The 15,671-nt window shown below is 42.1% G+C and carries 17 protein-coding genes and 1 pseudogene; 16 read left to right on the top strand and 2 right to left on the bottom strand.

Annotation, left to right across the window (positions count from 1 at the left end):
• Positions 1–4: 4 nt before the first annotated feature.
• The 10 genes from hxlA (at position 5) to CVD28_RS10780 (ending at position 9,319) form a co-directional block, all read left to right on the top strand.
• On the top strand, positions 5–625 hold the full coding sequence (gene hxlA, locus CVD28_RS10825) for a 3-hexulose-6-phosphate synthase (protein ID WP_101592394.1): 621 nt from the start codon (positions 5–7) through the stop codon (positions 623–625).
• Positions 622–1,173, top strand: a complete 552-nt coding sequence (gene hxlB / locus CVD28_RS10820) for a 6-phospho-3-hexuloisomerase (protein WP_101592393.1) — start codon at positions 622–624, stop codon at positions 1,171–1,173. Before hxlA ends, hxlB begins: the two co-directional genes overlap by 4 nt.
• Before the next feature lie 32 nt (positions 1,174–1,205).
• Positions 1,206–2,219, top strand: a complete 1,014-nt coding sequence (gene allD / locus CVD28_RS10815; RefSeq protein ID WP_101592392.1) for an ureidoglycolate dehydrogenase — start codon at positions 1,206–1,208, stop codon at positions 2,217–2,219.
• Between the two features lie 15 nt (positions 2,220–2,234).
• Positions 2,235–3,185: a sugar kinase gene (locus CVD28_RS10810; protein ID WP_101592416.1), complete on the top strand. Its 951-nt coding sequence runs from the start codon at positions 2,235–2,237 to the stop codon at positions 3,183–3,185.
• A gap of 15 nt (positions 3,186–3,200) precedes the next feature.
• Positions 3,201–3,842, top strand: coding sequence for a bifunctional 4-hydroxy-2-oxoglutarate aldolase/2-dehydro-3-deoxy-phosphogluconate aldolase (locus CVD28_RS10805; RefSeq protein WP_101592391.1), 642 nt, complete (start codon positions 3,201–3,203; stop codon positions 3,840–3,842).
• Between the two features lie 63 nt (positions 3,843–3,905).
• Positions 3,906–4,919: a TRAP transporter substrate-binding protein gene (locus CVD28_RS10800; protein ID WP_101592390.1), complete on the top strand. Its 1,014-nt coding sequence runs from the start codon at positions 3,906–3,908 to the stop codon at positions 4,917–4,919.
• A 76-nt stretch (positions 4,920–4,995) separates the two neighbouring features.
• Positions 4,996–5,514 carry a TRAP transporter small permease gene (locus CVD28_RS10795; protein WP_101592389.1) on the top strand — a complete coding sequence of 173 codons (519 nt, stop codon included), beginning with the start codon at positions 4,996–4,998 and terminating at the stop codon, positions 5,512–5,514.
• Positions 5,511–6,785: a TRAP transporter large permease gene (locus tag CVD28_RS10790; RefSeq protein WP_101592388.1), complete on the top strand. Its 1,275-nt coding sequence runs from the start codon at positions 5,511–5,513 to the stop codon at positions 6,783–6,785. Before CVD28_RS10795 ends, CVD28_RS10790 begins: the two co-directional genes overlap by 4 nt.
• Before the next feature lie 12 nt (positions 6,786–6,797).
• Positions 6,798–7,706, top strand: a complete 909-nt coding sequence (locus CVD28_RS10785; RefSeq protein WP_101592387.1) for a dihydrodipicolinate synthase family protein — start codon at positions 6,798–6,800, stop codon at positions 7,704–7,706.
• Positions 7,707–7,807: 101 nt separating this feature from the next.
• Positions 7,808–9,319 (top strand): UxaA family hydrolase, encoded by a 1,512-nt coding sequence (locus tag CVD28_RS10780; RefSeq protein WP_101592386.1) that lies wholly within the window; start codon positions 7,808–7,810, stop codon positions 9,317–9,319.
• Between the two features lie 61 nt (positions 9,320–9,380).
• Here the strand turns inward: CVD28_RS10780 and CVD28_RS10775 are convergent, their stop codons facing one another.
• Together CVD28_RS10775 and CVD28_RS10770 are read right to left on the bottom strand one after the other, a co-directional pair.
• Complete coding sequence (locus CVD28_RS10775) at positions 9,381–9,626, bottom strand: hypothetical protein (protein WP_101592385.1); 246 nt, start codon at positions 9,624–9,626, stop codon at positions 9,381–9,383.
• A 213-nt stretch (positions 9,627–9,839) separates the two neighbouring features.
• On the bottom strand, positions 9,840–10,079 hold the full coding sequence (locus tag CVD28_RS10770; RefSeq protein ID WP_101592384.1) for a YkuS family protein: 240 nt from the start codon (positions 10,077–10,079) through the stop codon (positions 9,840–9,842).
• A 371-nt stretch (positions 10,080–10,450) separates the two neighbouring features.
• Between CVD28_RS10770 and CVD28_RS10765 the strand changes: the two genes are divergently transcribed.
• From CVD28_RS10765 to CVD28_RS10740, 6 genes and pseudogenes are all read left to right on the top strand, one after another.
• The gene (locus CVD28_RS10765; RefSeq protein ID WP_308315078.1) at positions 10,451–10,570 is read left to right on the top strand and encodes an FbpB family small basic protein; all 120 of its coding nucleotides are present in this window, start codon (positions 10,451–10,453) and stop codon (positions 10,568–10,570) included.
• 57 nt (positions 10,571–10,627) lie between these two features.
• The gene (locus CVD28_RS10760) at positions 10,628–11,017 is read left to right on the top strand and encodes a sporulation protein (RefSeq protein WP_101592382.1); all 390 of its coding nucleotides are present in this window, start codon (positions 10,628–10,630) and stop codon (positions 11,015–11,017) included.
• A gap of 133 nt (positions 11,018–11,150) precedes the next feature.
• On the top strand, positions 11,151–11,306 hold the full coding sequence (locus tag CVD28_RS29085; RefSeq protein ID WP_308315077.1) for a YkvA family protein: 156 nt from the start codon (positions 11,151–11,153) through the stop codon (positions 11,304–11,306).
• A gap of 26 nt (positions 11,307–11,332) precedes the next feature.
• The gene (locus CVD28_RS10750; protein WP_101592380.1) at positions 11,333–12,118 is read left to right on the top strand and encodes a TerC family protein; all 786 of its coding nucleotides are present in this window, start codon (positions 11,333–11,335) and stop codon (positions 12,116–12,118) included.
• A 228-nt stretch (positions 12,119–12,346) separates the two neighbouring features.
• The gene (locus tag CVD28_RS10745) at positions 12,347–13,660 is read left to right on the top strand and encodes a uracil/xanthine transporter (protein WP_257985832.1); all 1,314 of its coding nucleotides are present in this window, start codon (positions 12,347–12,349) and stop codon (positions 13,658–13,660) included.
• Between the two features lie 226 nt (positions 13,661–13,886).
• Positions 13,887–15,294: pseudogene (locus tag CVD28_RS10740) on the top strand (LysM peptidoglycan-binding domain-containing protein).
• Positions 15,295–15,671 lie beyond the last annotated feature (377 nt).

Raw genomic sequence — 15,671 nt, 5'->3', positions numbered from 1 at the left:
AAACATGTACCTGCAGTTAGCTCTTGATCGACTGACCAAGGAGCAGTGTTTTGAACTGACAGAGTTGACTGAGCGCTCGGTCGACATTGTCGAGTTAGGAACAGGTGTCATAAAGCAATACGGAATATCTATTGTTAGAGAAATGAAACAGGCTTTCCCAGAAAAGATCATACTTGCTGATATGAAAACCTGTGATGCCGGAAAACATGAGGCAGTTCAAGCCTTTGAAGCGGGAGCAGATATAACAACTGTTATGGGATTCTCGGCTGACCAAACCATTCTCGATATGCTTGAAGTAGCCAGCCAAAATGGCAAGAGAATCATGGTTGATTTACTGGGTGTTACAGATAAGAAGCGGATACAGGAGATAAGTGAGCTGAAGGCTGATCTGGTTTCACTTCACTATGGAAAGGATATGCAGCAGAAATCAGCAGTTAACGGGGATGCATTCAAGCTGCTTGAAGATTTTAAACAGCTGCAAGTATCGGTAGCTGGAGGGATTACGGTGGAATCCCTGCCTTCCATAATTGAAAAACAGCCGGACATTATTATAGTTGGAAGCGCTATAACTAAAGCTGCTGACCCGCAAAAAACAGCTGCGGAAATTAAGGAGCTGATGTATTGAAAAATATTATTCAGACAGTTAGCCAGGAAATAAGCATGGTAATTTCAAATATTGCTGAAGAAGAGGCATTACTCGTTTCAGCTGAATTGCGAAAGGCCAAGAGGATCTTTGTGTATGGTGAAGGCCGTTCAGGATTAATGGGAAAAGCGTTTGCGATGAGGCTTATGCATGGCGGATACAATGTTTATGTTGTTGGTGAAACCATAACTCCTAGCATCGCAGAAGGAGATTTGCTCGTTGCAATTTCCGGGTCAGGCTCAACAGGCATGATCTATGAATTTGCAAATAAAGCAAAACAATTAGGAGTTAAGGTCATTCTTGTTACAACTAACCGGGATTCTAAAATATCGAAAATCAGCGATCATTTGTTGGTCATACCGGCGGCGACAAAATATCGCCACCCGGGAGAACCTGAAACGATTCAGCCGCTTGGCAATCAATTTGATCAAAGCGTTCATCTTGTTCTGGATGGAATTATCATCCATAGCCTTCAAGACAAGCAAGACATGAATGAAGAAATGCGTAATCGGCACACCAACCTAGAATAAAAGAATCCAGTCATAGAAGGGATAGAAGAAAAATGGCAGATGTAATTGTAAATCATGAAGAATTAAAGGGATTAGTAGTAAAAAAATTAACGAACGCTGGCCTTCGCGAGGATAATGCAATAGTTGTTGCAGATGTTCTAGTTCACGCAGACCTAAGAGGAGTAAGCTCACATGGTGTTCTGCGGACAGAGCATTATGTAAAGCGCTTAAATGAAGGCGGTTTAAATCCTGATCCAAAGTTCTCTGTAAAAGAAACTGGCCCATCTTCAGCTATTTTTGATGGTGATGATGGCCTTGGGCACGTGATTGCAAAAGAGGCAATGGATTACGCAATCAGCCTTGCCGAGAAAAATGGAATTGCTATGGTAGCAGTTGTAAACAGCAGCCATTGCGGAGCACTATCTTATTTTGTCCAGCAGGCTGCCGAGAAGAATATGGTTGGAATGGCTGTTACTCATACGGATAAAGTTGTCGTTCCTTTTGGCGGTGCCAAGCCTTATTTCGGAACAAACCCAATTGCTTTTGGTTTTCCGGCAAAAGAAAACAAGCCTGTCATCCTTGATATGGCAACAAGCAATGTAGCATTTGGAAAGGTCTTGCATGCCCGGGAAGCCGGCACAAGCATCCCTGCTGATTGGGGCGTCGACGAAAACGGCAAGCCGTCTACAGATCCTAACGAAGTAACTGCATTGCTTCCGTTTGCTGGCCCTAAAGGCTATGGTATGGCGATGGTAGTCGATGTTCTATCAGGACTATTAACTGGCGCAGCATTTGGCCCTCACATCACAACAATGTATGGCGACTACAGTAAGAAACGCAAGCTGGGCCATTTCATTTGTGCCATTAACCCGGCTGTGTTTACAGATAAGGAAGCATTCCTTTCAAATATGGATCAGATGATTGAGGAAATCCATGCGTCACAGCCAGCAGAAGGCTTTACAAAAGTAATGGTACCTGGCGAGCCTGAACAATTAAAAGAAGAAGCCAGGCTTAAAGATGGTGTTCCGGTTACTCAAACCGTATATGACTATTTAACGCAGGAATAGAAAGCAGTGAAATCAATGGATGTAATTACAATTGGTGAAACGATGGTCCTTTTTACACCTGAAACATCAGGAAAAATGAGATATGCAAAACAATTTTCGATGAAATTTGGCGGCGCTGAGTCAAATGTCGCCATCGGGCTATCCCGGCTTGGACATGATGCCGGATGGATCAGCAAGGTCGGGAATGATGAATTTGGCAAAGCCATGACAGCATTTATCAGCGGCGAGGGAGTAGACGTCAGCCAAGTAATAGTTTCTGCGGATGCCGCTACAGGAGTTTATTTTAAAGAACCGCGAAGAGCAGATGATGTTAGAGTTTATTATTACAGAAAAGGATCTGCTGCAAGCACGCTCACAAAGGAAGATTTAGATGAGGAATATATTGCGAAGGCAAAATATCTCCATATTACCGGAATTACTCCTGCTTTAAGTGACAGCTGTGCTGAAACTATTTATGAGGCAATCGCTATTGCCAAAAGGCATAATGTAAAAATTGTATTCGACCCTAATCTAAGGAAGAAGCTTTGGAGTGAAGAGAAGGCAAGAAATACTTTGCTCGAAATTGCTTCAAAGGCTGATATTATCCTGCCGGGGGTTTCTGAAGGAAAGTTTATGTTCGGTGAAAGCGATCCTGTTAAACTCGGAAGCTTGTTTCTTGAGCATGGTGCCTCAACAGTAGTTCTGAAACTTGGAGCTGAAGGAGCCATATATTTCACAAAAGATGAACAGCGAACTGTCCCAGGCTTCCCTGTTAAACAAGTTGTGGATCCGGTGGGAGCAGGTGACGGCTTTGCTGCCGGATTTATTTCAGGCCTTCTTGACGGGCTCGAATTAAATAAGGCAGTGAAAAGAGCAAATGCGGTCGGTGCCTTTGTAACAATGGTTAATGGAGATGTCGAAGGGCTGCCCGAAAGAGATGAGATAGAATCACTAATAAATAATTCAGACGAAGATGTCAGTCGATAAAAAGGTGGTTATCATATGAATTTAGTTGAACAGATTACAGAAAATGGAATAGTGGCCGTAATCCGGGGCGCTTCTCCTGAAAAAATTGTATCTATAGCAAAAGCATTAAAAAATGGCGGAGTAAAAACATTAGAGATCACAGTTGAAACTCCAAAGGTATTATCTCTGATTGAAAATGTTTCAGCTGAGCTCGGCGATGAAGTGATAGTGGGGGCTGGAACCGTTTTAGATCCTGAAACTGCAAGAGCAGCCATTATGGCAGGTGCAAGGTTCATTTTTTCACCAACGGTTAATCCAGAAACAATTAAAATGGCAAAACGCTACGGTGTTGTAAGCATTCCGGGTGCGTTAACGCCAACGGAAATCCTTACAGCCTATGAAAATGGTGCCGACATGATTAAAGTGTTCCCGGCCAATGTCTTTGGACCAGGATACTTTAAAGATCTTAAGGGCCCAATGCCGCATATTCCATTAATGCCAACCGGCGGAATTGACGCTGACAATGTAGGGGCTTACATCAAAAATGGGGCAGTTGCTGCAGGAGTCGGAAGCTCACTTGTAAATACAAAGATACCGGTAACTGACGAATATTTAAAGGATCTTGAAGCTAGGGCTTTGCGTTTTACACAGGCTGTTAAAGAAGCTAGATCAAACTAATTCACATGGAAGGCAGCGGAATACCGCTGCCCTCCCATTGAGTAATGAAGGGGGAAATACTTGATGAAAATGAAAGCGCTTATCGCTGTTATTCTTGGTTCGCTATTAATAATGCTGACGGGCTGCAATGCGCTAGAGACAGCAGGTAAAGAGAAAAATGGTGTAACCACTATTAAAATTGCGAACTATTTTTCTGATACACATCCGCAAAATATTGCATTAAGAGAGAAGTTCAAGCCTCTTGTTGAAGAAGGAACGAATGGTAAGTATAAAGTTGAAATTTATCCTGGTAATGAGCTAGGGGATGAAGATTCGTTTACAAGCGGTACCCGGATTGGTTCCATACAAATGGCAATAACAGGGATGGGATTGCAGACTGCTAATCCAAAAATCGGTGCCGTAGAATGGCCATACCTGTTTGATGACTATGAACAGGCGAACCGAATTCTGAATGGTGAAGTCGGCGATGAAATTGGTAAAGAGTTCCGTAAACTAGGGGTTGAACCTTTAGCCTGGACTGCAAACGGTTTCAGGACGGTTTCAGCCAATAGAGAAATTGCTTCAATGGAAGACTTTAAGGGCTTCCGTTTAAGAATGACGAATATTCCAATCTTTATTAATACAGGTAAGGCACTTGGCGCTACTGTTCAGCCCCTTGCACTGTCAGAAGTATTTACTGCATTAGAGCAAGGAGTTATCGATGGCCAGGAAAACCCGATCGTTACGTTAAAAGAATCAGGTTTATATGAAGTGCAGAGTCATGTAACAGAAACCAGGCATATGTTCAGCCCGAACGTTTATTTAATGAATAAGGAATTTTACGATGGTTTGGATCCTGAAACAAAGGATGTAATCGAAAAGGCTGCGAAAGAATCCGCTAACCTTGAGTGGAAGTTGCTGCAGGAAGCAGAAGCAAAAGTAAAAGAGGACCTTCAAAAAGAAGGCTTGAAATTTACTGAGCCGGATGAAAAATTCATGGCAGAGCTTAGAAAATCTGTAGAGCCAGTATATGAGGATCTATATGAAAAATACGATTGGGCAGAAGAGTTTATCAATAAAATCAAAGAACAAAAATAGGATTCTTAAAAAAATGAGGCATGGCATTAATTAAAGTTCAGCTAATCGATAAATCATCTTACGTGAGGTGGAAAAGATGGGGAAATTTTTAAAAGTATTAAATGGAATTCTCAACTGGTCCATCATACTCATTTTGGCGGGTATGGTAGGCCTGGTATTCCTGAATGTTGTTCTTCGATATTTCTTTAACTCAGGGATTACCTGGTCAGAGGAACTGGCGCGATATATGTTTGTTTGGATCATCTTTTTAGGCGCTATAGTGGCAGCGAAAGATAAAGCCCATTTGGGTGTCGATATATTAACTTCGAATGTTCCAAAACCAGTTCAAAAAGTTTTATCTTTATTGGCTAGTGCAGTAACCATTTTTGTCTTAACTCTGTTTATCGATGGTCTATTTAAAATGATTGATTTAAACAGTGTGGTTTCTGGCCCTGCAACTGGGCTGCCGGTAGCAGTCTTTTATCTGGCAGGAGTAGTGGCTGGCGTGCTAATGATAATCTTTAGTGCTGTACAAACCATTCAATTTGTTTTTTTGAACAAGGGTGACCTTCCTATGACCGGGGATCCTGACATCGAAGGAGGTAAAATAAAATGATTTGGCTGTTTATTGCATCCCTATTCTCCATGCTGCTAATTGGAGTTCCAGTTGCCATCTCCATGCTAATCAGTGCAGTAGTTTTGCTGGTTACTCTTGGTTTATTCGATACAGGGATACTGGGAGAATATTTAATCAAAGGGGCTAATAGCTTCTCCTTAATGGCCATTCCTTTTTTCATCCTGACAGGTGAGATTATGAATGTCGGTGGAGTTTCAAAGCGTATCGTTGATTTTGCCACTTCGCTTGTGGGGCATATCCGCGGCGGATTAGGTTATGTTGTTATTATCGCCGGTGTAATCTTTGCCGGTTTATCAGGTTCGGCTGTTGCAGATACAGCGGCACTTGGTGCAATCCTTATTCCAATGATGATTTCAAAAGGCTATAACAAAAATCGTGCAACAGGCTTAACGGCTGCAACAGGTATTATTGGAACTATTATTCCTCCGAGTATCCCAATGATTTTATTCGGAGTAGTCGGCGGTGTTTCGATTACCAAGCTATTTATGGCAGGAATTGTTCCGGGTATATTGATCGCACTTGGATTAATGGTTGTTTGGTTCTTTGTTGCAAAACGGGATGAAAGTGAAACAATGGCTAAGGCAACAGGAAAAGAAAGATGGACTGCTTTTGTTCGGGCATTCTGGGCATTATTGCTCCCGGTTATTATTATTGTAGGGCTTCGCGGGGGTATTTTTACACCAACTGAAGCAGGGGTTGTAGCTGCTGTTTACGCTTTGATTATTTCAATTGGTTACCGCGAGATGAAACTCGTTGAACTACCAAAAGTATTTGTTGAAACGGCCAAAACTACAGGAATTACAATGTTTGTTGCTGCGACTGCAATCGTGTCAGGATATGCAATTACAGTGGGACAAATTCCAAGACAATTAGGAGAATTTCTGTCCGGGATGACCACAAACCCAACACTTCTGCTGTTAATCATTATGCTATTCCTATTAATCGTAGGCTGTGTAATGGACCTTACACCGGCGATCCTAATCTTTACACCTGTCCTGCTCCCAGTAGTTAAGGCAGTTGGAATTGACCCTGTGTATTTCGGATTGTTAATGGTTATCAACTTATCAATTGGATTAATCACCCCTCCAGTAGGAACGGTATTATATGTCGGAGCTGGAATCAGTAAAATTAGTATGGTAGAAATAACAAAAGGAATTTGGCCATTCCTGGCTGTTCAATTTGGTATTTTGATTTTACTCGTACTATTCCCGGGGCTAGTAACAGTACCGATGGAATGGTTCATAAAATAGAGGTGAGTTCATATGACAAATCAAGTGAGGTTCCAAGGTATCATTCCGCCGGTCTCAACGATATTAAATAGTGATGGCAGCCTTAATGAAAAAGGCATGGGTCTATTAATAGATTCTTTAATAGATTCAGGAGTGAACGGCCTCTTTTTCCTGGGTACAGGCGGAGAGTTTTCACAAATGTCTATTGCAGAACGAAAAGAAGTTGCTGAATTTGCAGTGCCTTATGTGAATCATCGTGTTCCTGTTCTGATCGGAACAGGCAGCACCAATACTAGGGAAGTAATCGAACTAAACAGGCATTCCCAAGAGATCGGGGCAGATGCAGTAGTTGTCTTAAATCCTTACTATTGGGTACTGACTGAGGAAAATCTATTGAAGCACTACCGGCAAATTGCCCAGTCCGTTAATATCCCGATCTTGTTATACAACTTCCCAAATCTAACCGGCCAGGATTTAAGCCCTGAGCTTGTGCTGCAATTGGTTGAGGAGCATGAAAATATAGTAGGGATTAAGGAAACGGTTGACACCGCGGGACATATTCGGGAAATGATATTGAAAGTAAAAAAGAAGCATCCTCATTTCTCGGTTTTTTGCGGATATGATGACCATTTGCTGAACACCCTGGCTTTGGGAGGAGATGGTGCTATTTCGGCCAGTGCCAACTTTGCACCTCAGCTCACGATAGGAATCTATCAGGCAGTTAAAGCAAATAACTTTGAGAAAGCAATGCAGCTTCATCAGCAGCTGGCACCGCTTCCGCTCATGTATAAGCTTGATTCTCCTTTTGTAAATGTAGTTAAAGAAGCAACAAAGTTAACTGGGCTTGATATTTCTACGCATGTACTGCCCCCAGCAAGGGAGCTGTCAGAAGAGAAGAAGGCTCATCTGACGCGGATATTAAAAGACGCTGGCATTATATAAGATTGTTAAGAGGTTGGCCAATAAGCCAGCCTCTTAGCTGTAGGGAAAGCAGGATAGCAGGTTATCGCTTATCAAAAATTTAAGCTTGGAAGGAAGATTTTATGTCAAATTCTACAGCCCAAAAAGCAATACAAATTCATCCCTCAGACAATGTATTCGTAAGCCTCCAGGATGTTAAAAAGGGGGAACAGATAAAGGTAAACAGTGTTGTAATTGAGGTACAGGAAGATATTCCAAGCGGCCACAAAATGGCAGCCTCTAAAATAATGAACGGTTCAAATGTTGTGAAATTCGGCTACCCGATTGGACATGCTACAAGGGATATTGTAGCGGGAGAGCATATACATACCCATAATATGAGAACAAATTTATCTGGGCAGCTTGAATATACATACTCTCCTGAAGGGAATAAAGCCTTTGATGCTTATGAGGCCAATATTCCAACTTTTTTAGGATATACCCGCGAAAATGGAGACGTAGGAGTCCGCAATGAAATTTGGATTATTAATACGGTTGGCTGCATAAATAAGACTTCTGAAAACCTCGCTATATTAGCTGAAAAACAGATTAAAATAGAAAATATTGATGGGATTCAACATTTTTCACATCCATACGGCTGCTCTCAGCTGGGGGATGACCTAAAGTATACACAAAAGATTCTGGCGGATTTAATCCACCATCCCAATGCCGGCGGAGTTTTGGTCTTAGGGCTTGGATGTGAAAATAATTATATTGATTTGTTCAAGAATGAAATTGGTGATTATAATCCGAATCGGGTTAAGTTTTTAAGCGTACAGCAGGTTGAGGATGAAATGGAGCTGGGCTTGGAGTTGATATCTGAGCTGGCTGAGTATGCATCAGCTTTTTCAAGAGAAGAAGTACCAGTCTCAAAATTAAAGGTAGGTCTCAAATGCGGCGGCTCAGACGGTTTATCCGGGATAACTGCAAATCCTCTTGTTGGAGCCTTTTCAGATATGCTGGTGAAAGTTGGAGGTGCAACAGTTTTAACGGAGGTACCCGAAATGTTTGGAGCAGAAACGATTTTGATGGATCGGGCCAAGGATGAGGCGGTTTTTACAAAAATTGTTCATCTCGTAAATGACTTTAAGCAATATTTTATTAAGTATGAACAGCCTGTTTATGAAAACCCATCGCCAGGCAATAAGAAGGGCGGCATTACTACGCTAGAGGAAAAATCACTTGGCTGTGTACAAAAGGGAGGCTTTGCCCCTATACTGGATGTCCTTGATTATGGAGAGAGGCTCAGGGAAACCGGATTACACTTGCTGCAAGGTCCAGGAAATGATCTGGTGTCTGTCACTGCCCTGGCTGCTGCCGGGTGCCAGATTGTCTTGTTTACTACTGGAAGGGGCACTCCATTTGGAGGACCGGTTCCGACTGTCAAAATTTCTACAAATACAGCTTTGGCTGAACACAAGAAAAACTGGATTGATTATAATGCAGGTGTCCTGATCGGTGATGAAGGAATGGATAATCTTTCTGATCACTTCTTTCAATATATCTTGGATGTAGCATCAGGAAAGAGGATAACAAATAATGAGCGGTTTGGATTTAAAGAGATAGCAATTTTTAAAGATGGGGTAACAATGTAATCGGTATTCGCAGTTAAGAGAGTCAAGAAACGCCTGTTCCTTGACCCAGGTTGTAACTTTCCTATCGGAAAAGATCGCGATCGTAATATTCACGGTCAGAGTTTTCAAAAATTGCTTCATTTAACACTGTAGCATCCGGATCATTTATAATGATGGGCCCGCGGCCACGTGAGCCTATTTTAGGATTTTTATCACGATTCGTTGATAAATTGGAAACATCCACAGCATTATCATGCGTTAAATCTGCATTGTTATCGCTTCTTGAATCTAAATTGCCTTCATTGGATAGCGGGTTTCGATCAGGCATTAAGATTTCCTCCTTTAAATCATCTTTGAGAATGGAAGTGAGCAAGAAAGGAACGATAAATCTTGAATCAAAGTAAGAAGGGAAGCAATGCTCCCCTTCAAAATACAGTTAGTTCATCCTTCAAAATGTTAAGGAACTGCTGCTGTTAATGCAGATAAATAAAAGTTCTCACATGGGATCTAACCCAGATCACATTCTAAATTTACGTTTTTGTTAAATCCTGCTTTCCACCTGCTGACATACTTCTTCTGCCGTAAGGCCGCTTGCATCAATAACTGAAGCTTGAACAGAAGTGGCTTGCATGCCCATCACATTTTCATCCTGACCTGAAATTACGCAGCATTGACAGCCGTTTGCATCAGACTCTTGTCTTAGCTGGACTACTTCATGACCTCTGTCACGCAAGGCTTGCTGGACGTTAGTTAATGATTGTTCTACACCAATCTTAGCCATGTATAACACCTCCTCGAAAAATATCCTTTACCTAAAAGAGTTATCTTATTCTTTATGCTTCCTGAGCTTTTTATGATTGGCTGAAGGGATACAGACAAATAAACTGTTGACATAATAGAATAGCCAATATAATATAGTAAATATAAATAGTTGAATAGAAGTCTCCTAAAGGGGAGTAGCTTTTACAGCAGAGTCGTCATTTCGGAGTATCCGCTCCCGGCTTTGTTGGCAACATGACCGTTGTTGTTAGCAAGACCTTTACCAATGGTAAAGGTCTTTATTTGTATTTAAAACCTTTGCCGAATATCGGTGAAGGTTTTTTTATTGGCCATTTAAATAAACGATGAATGGAGAGATAATCATTGAAAAAAATGAGAATGTCATTTGCGGAACTGATTAAGAAAAATAAAGATGAGCTTTTAAAAGACAGGGCACAGCTCGAAAAGATCGAAAAACGGATTGATGATAAACATGTGAAGGCCAAAAACTAATTTATGGGGCGTTAAACCACAGTGGTTATAAATTAAATCATTTCAGGAGGGTATTAAGTGATATTAAGGAAATACATGTCGCTATTAGGAATAGGTTCAGCGAAAATCGATCTTATTCTAGAAAAGGACACTTATAAGGCGGGAAATCCGGTTCACGGGTATTTCATTATTAAAGGAGGCACCATCGAGCAGCAAATCAAACGAATCGACTGTGACCTTGTGATGACAGATACAACAGAGGGTGCGGAGATGGTTATCGATACAACAACCATGCTCTCAACATCAAAGATTCACTCCGAAGAAACAAATATAATTCCATTTGCTTTTCAGCTTCCGGATTTCCTCGAAGCTTCAACCGAAGAAATTTCTTACCGTTTTACAACGAGGCTTACGTTTAATGAGGGAGTCAAAAGTATTGACCAGGATGTAATTCAAATCGTCGGATAAAGAGGTGAATATCTTGTTCAAGTTTGCTAAGCGAGTCAAGTTTATTCTCAAGTTTTGGAAGTTCATACCGTTTTTGAAAGACTTTTTCATATCAAGGGAGGTTCAACCTCTGAAGAAGGTTTTGGGCGTGTTAATGATCCTGACTTATGCTTTCTTTCCATTTGACTTAATCCCAGATTTCCTTTCCTTTATTGGAATAGTGGATGATGTGGTAATTGCTGGATTCATTCTGGAACGAATGGTGGCATTGGCACCTGAGTCGCTCAAACAAAAACATCGCCTTATCTAATAGATAAATAAAGGAGGATTTAAGAGATGGAATTATCGATACTAATGGAATACGGCTGGGTGCTATTGCTGCTTATTGCGATAGAGGGACTTTTGGCAGCTGATAATGCGCTTGTGCTGGCAATCATGGTTAAGCATCTTCCGGAAGAAGAAAGAAAAAAGGCGCTGTTTTACGGACTTGCAGGCGCGTTCATTTTCCGCTTTGCATCTTTATTTGCCATTTCGTTTCTCGTTGATGTTTGGCAGGTTCAGGCGATAGGTGCGCTATACCTCCTATTTATTGCGTTCAACCACATCTTTAGAAAAGTCCTGGTTAATAAGGGCAAGAAAGACAGTAAGGATTCAAAAGAAAAAAAGAAATCTGGATTCTGGGTTACTGTTTTTAAAGTAGAATTGGCTGATATAGCGTTTGCGGTTGACTCTATTTTGGCAGCCGTTGCCTTGGCTGTTGCGCTTCCGAATACAGCCCTTCCTAATATTGGCGGGCTTGATGGCGGTAAGTTCCTGGTCATTTTTGCCGGAGGATTTATCGGGCTGTTAATCATGCGATTTGCCGCTAACTTTTTTGTCAAACTGCTTCATACAAAGCCGGGACTGGAAATTGCAGCTTTTATGATTGTTGGGTGGGTAGGCGTAAAGCTCTCTGTCTACACGCTGTCACATCCTGAGCTGGCTGTATTGCCTGAAGGATTCGCCAGCTCTGCCGGATGGAAAGCGACTTTTTATACAGTTCTCATTTTAATCGCATTAGGCGGCTGGTTTTTATCAAAGGATAAGAAAAATGAGATTTCCTCAGCTAATATGGAGTCCTAATTTATTACATCTCTTGATGGTACTAAAGCTTCCAGCGGAGTTTGCCGTAGCTATTACAGTACCTTCCTTTGGATTAGAAAAGCTTGTTCAGTTTTTTTGCTGAATGAGCTTTTTTATTTGTTCTGTATCGAAAAAAACAAACCGGGATATAAGCTCTGGGAAGAAAATGATATAATTAATAAATTAATGTTGGGAATAACATATTTGCCAATGCCAGGAAATTTACATGTGAAACGTGGTGTTTTTATGAAAAACTGGTTCTCCACTTTGACCATTTTTTCGTCCATTCAGTGGCTTTTCTTTATATTTGCCAACACGGTGGTTGTTCCTATTTCAATTGCTGCTGCTTTTGAGCTTCCCCCTGAAACTTTGGAAATGATGCTTAGAATTTCCCTTATTGTTACGGGGCTTGCCTGTATCTTTCAAGGATGGCTGGGCCACCGGCTGCCTTTAATGGAAGGCCATTCAGGGTTGTTATGGGGAGTTATTTTAAACCTGGGCCTGTCAGCTCCTGCTATGGGGATGAGTTTGCCGGCCGTTGGGGGAGGGATTGCTGCAGGTGTGCTGTTGGCTTGCTTATTTATCTTGCTTCTTGCCGTCTTTAATGGAATGAGACTCCTCCAGTACGTATTTAGCAAGATGGTCATGTCGGTCTATCTTTTTCTGCTGACCTTCCAGCTGATATTTATATTTTTTAAAGGAATGATTAAAGTTAATGAAACCGGGACGCTGGATACTGCTATCAGCTTGTATTCCATTGCGATCGTAGTCCTTGTCATAGTACTGAAAATCAAAGGGAATAAAACGATAAGCAACTTTTCTATATTAATCGGATTGATGGTTGGATGGTTTGGATTTTCCTTGCTGTTTCCTGAAGAAAGGGTACAGCCCGTGCAAGAAGCGATTTCGTTTGTGTTATTTCCATTGGGAAAACCGAATTTGGAGATCGGAATTATTGCGGTGTCTTTTTTCGCGGTAGTCATTAACTTAAGTAACACAATCACCTCTATAAAGGCGGGAGCAGAATTGCTTCAGGAGGAACCAGCAGATAAGCAATATCGGAAATCAATGGCCATCACATCCATTTTTACTGCAGTGGGAACAGGTTTTGGGCTTGTTCCGTACACTCCTTTTACGTCGTCAATCGGTTTTCTTCAGAGTACCCGGATTTTTGAACGGCTGCCATTCTTTCTGGGAGGCGGCTTGCTGACACTCATTGGCCTTGTTCCATTGTTTGGCTCTTTCCTGGCCACTATGCCAATCACGGTTGGGAACGCGGTATTATTTGTTGCTTACCTGCAGCTATTTGGGACTTCTTTTAGCAGCCTAAGCGGGTATACATTTAATTCCAATACAATCTTCAGGCTTGCAGTACCTGTCCTGATCGGAGTTTGTCTAATGAACTCTTCTCCCGCTCTGTTCACTGATCTTCCCGTTGTGATCCAGCCAATCATCTCAAACGGTCTTATCATCGGTGTACTGTTATCGATGCTGCTGGAGCGGCTCGTAAGCTGGCGCGCCTATGAAATTGAGAATACATAAACCTCATTAACTACTATGAATATGATGATTTTTACCCATAGCGCTATGTGGTAAACGTCATCCTGTTTTTTTGTGAAGCAAAGTCTTCTATCCTTGGTTCGGACGGGCTTCTTAATATTTTCCTTCGATTCTTTTAGACTTTCGGACTTTTTGGCTGCTTGTCATCGAATAGTATGATTCCCCGAAAATATAGTGTAAAAGAAGCGAACCTCAAGGAGGCGTTATGATGCAAATTCATGTGGTGCAGCGGGGAGACACATTGTGGTCTATTTCCCAGCGGTATGGCGTTCCAATTCCTCAAATTGTTTCCACAAATCAGCTTGAAAATCCCGATAAGTTAGTGTCCGGTCTGGCCCTTGTAATTCCCACGCACGACTCATACTGTCCGGTCCGGAGAAGCATTATGGGCGATTGCCCAAAGATATGGAACTACTGTCAAGGCAATCGTTCAGGCGAATCGAATTAGTGACCCATCCCGAATAATGCCAGGAATGGTTTTAGCCATACCGGAAAGGACCCATACCGTTCAGCGAGGGGAAGCGTTATGGCAAATTGCTCAGAGATATGGCACCACGGTCCAGGATATCGTCAGGGCAAATCAGATTCAAAATCCAAATTCAATTAATCCTGGTACAGTTTTGGTCATTCCTCCTAGAAAGCCAGTGATTGAGGTAAATGCCTATACGACCAATGCGGGTGAAACAGGAGCCCGTGAGATCCGGGAATCAGGCCGTTATTTAACCTATTGGATGCCTTTTGCATATAGCATGCGGGCAGATGGCGGATTGAATCCTATCAATGATACTCCAATGATACAGGCTGCTGTAGCAGAGCGGGTTGCTCCTGTGCTGTGCATCACCAATTTCACGGCTACAGACCCGGGGTCCAGGCTTGCACATACAATCCTCGCAAGCAATGAGATTCGGGAACGCCTGATAACGAATATTATTAGCACCATGAAACAAAAGGGATATGTTGGTTTAAATGTCGACTTTGAAAATGTGTTGCCTGCTGACCGGGAGCTATATAATCAATTTTTACAGCGGACAGTGGACCGGCTTCATCCGGAAGGCTATTTTGTTTCAACAGCATTAGCGCCTAAAGTAAGCGGGGAACAGAAGGGATTACTATATGAAGCCCATGATTACGCTGCGCATGGCCGGATAGTAGATTTTGTTGTTTTAATGACCTATGAGTGGGGTTACAGGCTTGGCCCTCCGCAGGCGATTTCACCGCTGAACCAGATCAGAAGGGTGCTGGATTATGCCGTCACTGTCATACCAAGAAATAAAATTTTCTTTGGCTTTCAAATTTATGCCCGCGACTGGCTTATTCCTCATGTTCAAGGACAGGAGGCGGAAACATTCAGCCAGCAGGAAGCAATACGCCGTGCCATCTAATATGGAGTCTCCGTTCAATACGACCCGGTGTCCCAATCCCCATTTTTCCGGTACACTGACGCCCAGGGGCGCAGGCATGAAGTTTGGTTTGAGGATGCCCGCAGCGCCCAAGCCAAGTTTAATACAGTTAAAGAATATGATTTGCGCGGAATTAGTTACTGGGTGCTTGGTTATCCATTCCCGCAAAATTGGGTGCTGCTTGAAGACAATTTTACGCTTCGCAAAATACGGTAGTGTAACAGCAGGTAGTGAGCCTGGTAAGGGTCGCCTAAGTGACAGAAATGGCAAGCTATCGACAAGGCACTCATTGGGAGTGCTTTTTGTGCTGGTTGGAATTGGGTTTTGCTTTTTAGCTTTCCCTGATATTCATGGTGATTGGTAGTGGAACCATTGTGGCGATCAGCTTATTAAAATTATCAATGCTTAACTGCTGCATGGAGTCGAATCCATTTTAACAGGCATCCGCCCAGAGGAAGCGGAAATGTTGTAAATATAGGAATAAGTTATCTAGTCTGTTGAATCTAATGTGTAAGAAAACTTTAGTTGTTGTATGGGAATGGGTTACATAAAATGTAGTTTGAAATAACTTATATATGACATTTATCATACTC

The sequence above is a fragment of the Bacillus sp. M6-12 genome (assembly GCF_002860285.1).
Taxonomy (GTDB): Bacteria; Bacillota; Bacilli; order Bacillales; family DSM-1321; genus Peribacillus.
Note: the sequence above shows the minus strand (reverse complement) of the source record. Positions and strands in the feature narration are given on the sequence as shown.